The sequence below is a fragment of the Flavobacterium sp. LHD-85 genome, assembly GCF_030929595.1.
Lineage (GTDB): Bacteria > Bacteroidota > Bacteroidia > Flavobacteriales > Flavobacteriaceae > Flavobacterium.
Genome location: NZ_JAVFVR010000031.1, coordinates 1 through 5,048, shown reverse-complemented (window position 1 = coordinate 5,048; position 5,048 = coordinate 1). Strand labels below are relative to the sequence as shown.

General features: G+C 33.2%; 3 protein-coding genes. All 3 read left to right on the top strand.

The genetic code is table 11. The features are described 5' to 3' along the window. Positions 1 to 295, top strand: a 295-nt coding sequence (locus RB618_RS23635; protein ID WP_308071087.1) for a chloride channel protein, incomplete at its 5' end; no start/stop codon positions are given. Between the two features lie 1,237 nt (positions 296 to 1,532). Further along, a complete protein-coding gene (locus RB618_RS23630) occupies positions 1,533 to 1,997 on the top strand; it encodes a hypothetical protein (protein ID WP_308071086.1) in 465 nt (154 codons plus the stop codon). 963 nt (positions 1,998 to 2,960) lie between these two features. Then, positions 2,961 to 4,943 (top strand): alkyl sulfatase dimerization domain-containing protein, encoded by a 1,983-nt coding sequence (locus tag RB618_RS23625; protein ID WP_308071084.1) that lies wholly within the window; start codon positions 2,961 to 2,963, stop codon positions 4,941 to 4,943. Positions 4,944 to 5,048: the final 105 nt, after the last annotated feature.

The following is a 5,048-nucleotide window of genomic DNA, read 5'->3' as shown; positions in this document are numbered from 1 at the left end:
ATTCGGAGGTTCCACCGGTATAGAAGTATCTACTGTAGTGGCCACGGCTACTATTGGAAACTTTGCTTACAAAAAGAATTTGTCTGCAAAAATATATAAAAGGGAATTAATCTGTGCAGAGGTGACTGCGGGAGTTGCTATTTTATTTTGCAGCCCTTTAGCTGGCTGGTTATTCGCTATGGAGGTTATTGCAAGGAAAATAAGCAGGGCACGGGTTATTGCCTGTACTTCTTGGGCATTAGTAAGCTGGTTGTTTATTTATATATTAAACATTTACTCTTATATACCATTGTAGATTGGAATTGGAAAGTCTTTCCAATTTTTATTATTTCAAGTCTTTTGCGGCAGTACTGGTAGTTTATTTCACACTTCTGGTTATCCGGTTAAAAGGTTTTTTTCAGGATTATTTCTAATAATTTTGTTCGTGTGAATTTAGGGGGCTTGATTTGTTCATTTTAAAAGTGATTCATAAAATTAATTAATAATTACAAAACTTTCAAGGAATTTTAGAGAATTTCTGGGAAAACGCCTTAATAAGGCGGTTGTAAAAGTTTGGTTATGGAAGCAAAAAAGCTGTACTGGTAAGTGTACTTAGACTTTGATAATACGTGTGATGTGATTTTTTAAAAGAAAATAAAAAAAATATGTCAAATACTTGTTTATAAGGTCTTTAGCAAGATTTAGATTTTTTTTAAATTTTGGTTCCAGAGTTTTAGGCTGGGACTAAAGACACTACGAGTGTCAATATTTATTGAGGCTCGGGTTTCCAACGGAGAACAAAGATCCGATGCCTTTATGAAAATCCTAGAAATGTAAAGGAGATGATATATTATTTAGGTAAGGTGCACTTATAGGGTCAATTAACATTGACCGTATTAAATTATTACAATTTAAAGATAAGGATATCTGTTTGAACTTGTAATTTTAGCTACTTATTTTAATGTAGTAGCTATATTAAAAAAAGTTAGCTGCATTAGTTTCACTACCATTTAGGCTTGATAGAATTATGATCGAACACTTAATACTGATATTGAATTTTTTTGTGGGCTTAAAATTATGAGTTAATGTAGTAATAATTACAAAAATGTAATTTAATTTAATGTATAGTTTTTATTTGAAAATCCACTTAATCGTTTCAAAGTATTTACTGCTTTAAGATGATAATAGATTTGTTTTTTATAAATTGCTTATATATAGCCTTTTATTTTGAAATAATTGTATAATGAGAAGCATTTTTACAATTTTATGATTTTTACAATTTCAAATTAAAGATTGTTGTAAATATAAGACCATTTAATTCTAAATATTTCCAATTTTTCATCAGTAAACTGGTTGCAAATTATAATTTGCAACCAGTTTACTTAGGAGGACTTGTTCAGAAAAGAGTAAAAAAAATTAACTTCGTAAGTATAAAGTATCGCAAAATAATTCAGATCAAAAATAAAAGCTGCGTTATTTTGCTTGAAGCTGCTGTAAATAATATTTTCTCTACTTTGTCTAGTTAATTCGATTGTTAAATGTAAAAGTTAATTATGCAGCCTCCCACTCTTATCATTCACATAAAAATTTGGTTTTCAGCTGTACTTTTTCTTGTAACTTTTAATTTAGCAGTACATAAGGAGTCGAACTCCGACTTGATTGAGCGACAGCTGGCTGATAAACTTACAAATCCCGTTGCCAATCTTATCAGCATCCATTTGCATAGAATTTTAAATTATGGTATCGACCCTTTTAACGGATCGAAGTATACTATTAATTTTCAGCTTGGTATATTATTTAAACTAACTGGCAACCTAAATTTAATCACCTGTTATGTCTCGCCTGTTGTGAATCAACGAGATCTTGCAGGGAAAAATACACATCAATTTGGTTTAAGTGATGCAACGGTGACAGCTTTTTTTGCTCCTAAAAGTAAAGGGTTAATTTATGGTTTTGGCCCTGCTTTTTTAATGTCTACTGCAACTGATATTTTTTTTGGTTCAGAGAGCTTGGAATAGGGCAAAACGTACTATTGATGCATCAGGGAAAAAGACTTTCCGTTGGCTTTATAACAAATAAGATATCGTCTTGCCGGCAACAATAACGGGGCTGATTTAACAGTTTTTATACTCAGATTTTTCTCTTATCCAATTATAAAAACGGTGCCAGTTTAGTTGTTGATGATAAAATTACCCAATGATGGCAAGGAGATTCGACTATGGTTAGGTGACTGTAACTAACTCAATGTATTAGATATTGCGGTTTGGTATTATGTCCTTAATCAAGGTTGTCAGACCTTATCAAATGAGATTCGACTAGGGATTGAGATCTATACTGGCATTTGTGTTTCCTGATCGACGTTGTGTATTGAAAGTTTTAAGTTCTAAAATTTTATTGAATACTAGTATAAATTATAACAAGATGAATAGTAAAATCCGAAGTAAGTGAGTAATTTTAGTAATAGGACTGTTTTGCAGCTACGCTCTTATAGTTAGTGCTGCAACTGATTTTGATGATGAGGCAAATTTCAGCAAATATAAAACTTTTGCACTGTATGACTTAGAAGCGCAACAAGACTATAAAGAAGCGCAACTACTTTCAATGCTCGTGATTAGGTTTGTGGATTCCTAGTAAATGATGTTGTTTCGACAAAAACCAAAAATTGTTATTGTGGGGCGCTAGAAATGACTAGATCCACATGCGGTCTGATAATCCCAAAGATTGCTTTCAAGTACGGTTTTAAAAAAAAATGCTGGTTTTTCTCCATAAATTGTAAAAATAGTTTGAAAATTTATACACGAATTTGTCATTTCGAGTGATAGTCTCTCGCTCCAAAAATATTGATAAATTGTTATTTGTGAATTACCATTATTAGATAATACAATTAGAAAAAAAAGATCAAGAGCCGATTTTAGAATGTTTGTTTTTTTTTGGCACCTAGAATTGATATTTAAAGTTATTATTAATTAAAAATCAAGAATATGAGTAAAATTTATCAACACAAAAGCATGAAAATTTTTTATCATGTAATGCTTTTAACATTTAGTATACATGTTTTTGCACAGCAAGCGACTAAATCCGCTTCATCTATTACAGAAAAAGCAAATAATGCGGTACTCAATCAGCTTCCTTTTAATGACAAGCAGGATTTCGAAGATGCCAAAAAAGGTTTTATAGCACCGTTATTAAATGATGGGATCGTTAAAAATAATGAGGGTGCTGTTATTTATAATTCTAAACAATTTGTATTTCCAATTGATCAGCCTGCACCTCCAACTGTCAATCCAAGCTTATGGAGACAGTCACAATTAAACGGCATCCATGGTTTATTTAAAGTAAGTGATGGAATCTATCAGGTCAGAGGCCTGGATATTTCCAATATAACTTTTATTGAAACCAATAAAGGAGTGATTATAATGGACCCGCTGGTTTCAGCTGAAAATGCCAGAGACGGGCTGGAATTATATAAACAGCATCGTCCAGGCAGACCTGTAGTTGCGGTAATCTATACGCACAGCCACACAGATCATTGCAACGGCGTAAGAGGAGTTGTTGATGAGAAAGACGTAAAATCAGGAAAGGTTAAGATTATTGCGCCTGAGGGTTTTACAGAAGAGCTTGTCAGTGAAGATGTTTATGCTGGAAATGCCATGTTACGCAGAGCAACATATTCTTATAGTGCTCTTGTAAAAACAGGTCCTATGGGGAATGTCGGAACTGGCTTGGGTATTGGGACCAGTCATGGTTCAGTCACATTATTACTTCCTACTGACTTAATCACAAAGAAAGGGCAGAAGATGAATGTTGATGGTTTAGATATTGAGTTTTTATTGACGCCGGGAACTGAGGCACCGGCAGAAATGCACTTTTTTATCCCGAAATATAAGGCTTTATGTACAGCTGAAAATGCATGTCACACACTGCATAATTTTTATACATTGCGTGGGGCAAAAACTAGAAATGTAAGTGCTTGGGTTAAATATCTTAACGAAACATTAGATTTGTGGGGAGGAAAAGCAGAAGTACTATTTATGCCTCATACCTGGCCAGTATGGGGAAATGAAAGAATTGTAGATCATATTGAAAAATACAGGGACGCTTTTCGCTATATTCACGATCAGGCACTGCATTTGGCAAATGAAGGTTATACAATAGACGAAATTGGAGATATGGTCCAGCTTCCGCCACAACTGTCAAATGTATGGTCCAATAGGGGGTATTACGGTTCTGTAAGTCATAATGCAAGAGCAGTTTATAATTATTATTTAGGTTATTTTGATGGTAATCCTGCAGATTTGCATAGGCATACTCCTGTGGAGAGAGCAAAACGATATGTTAAAGCAATGGGAGGTGCAGATAAAATTTTAATAGAGGCAAGAAATGCTTTCAAAGATGGGGATTATCAGTGGACGTCAGAAATCTTAAAACATGTTGTTTATGCTGACCCTTCTAATAGTGAAGCAAAAAATCTTCAAGCGGATGCATTTGAACAATTGGGTTATCAGGCAGAAGCAGCTACATGGCGTGGATTTTATTTAGTGGGTGCAGCTGAACTTAGAAACGGTGTTACAAAGCAGAATGTTCCGAATATTTCGTCTCCTGATGTAATTAATGCAATGACTCCTCCAATGCTGTTTGACTATTTAGCCATAAGACTCAATGGTGACCGTGCATCAAAAACAACGATAACAATAAATCTCGATTTTGTTGATTTAAAAGAAAAATACGGTATCACGATTAAAAATGGTGTACTAAATTATAGAACAAGCTTAGTAAATAATGCAGATGTTAATGTTTCCTTAACAAAGAAGCAATTTAACGATCTAATAGACGGAAGTGAAAAAATCGATAATTTAGTATCTTCCAAAAAAGTGGCAGTCACTGGAAATAAGCAGAAGTTCAATGACATGCTTAGCCTAATAGATAACTTTAATTTTTGGTTTAATATTGTTACACCTAATTAAAAGAGGGTTTGTTATCATACGTTCAATCAAATAAAAGCGCCTCAATATTGAGGCGTTTAATATTTATAGAAAAGTGTATTCTATTATTATTATTATTATTATTAT

Excerpts from the sequence above, each read along its gene's own strand:
- RB618_RS23630 (WP_308071086.1), top strand. The coding sequence starts at position 1,533 with ATGCAGCCTCCCACTCTTATCATTCACATAAAAATTTGGTTTTCAGCT.
- RB618_RS23625 (WP_308071084.1), top strand. The coding sequence starts at position 2,961 with ATGAGTAAAATTTATCAACACAAAAGCATGAAAATTTTTTATCATGTA.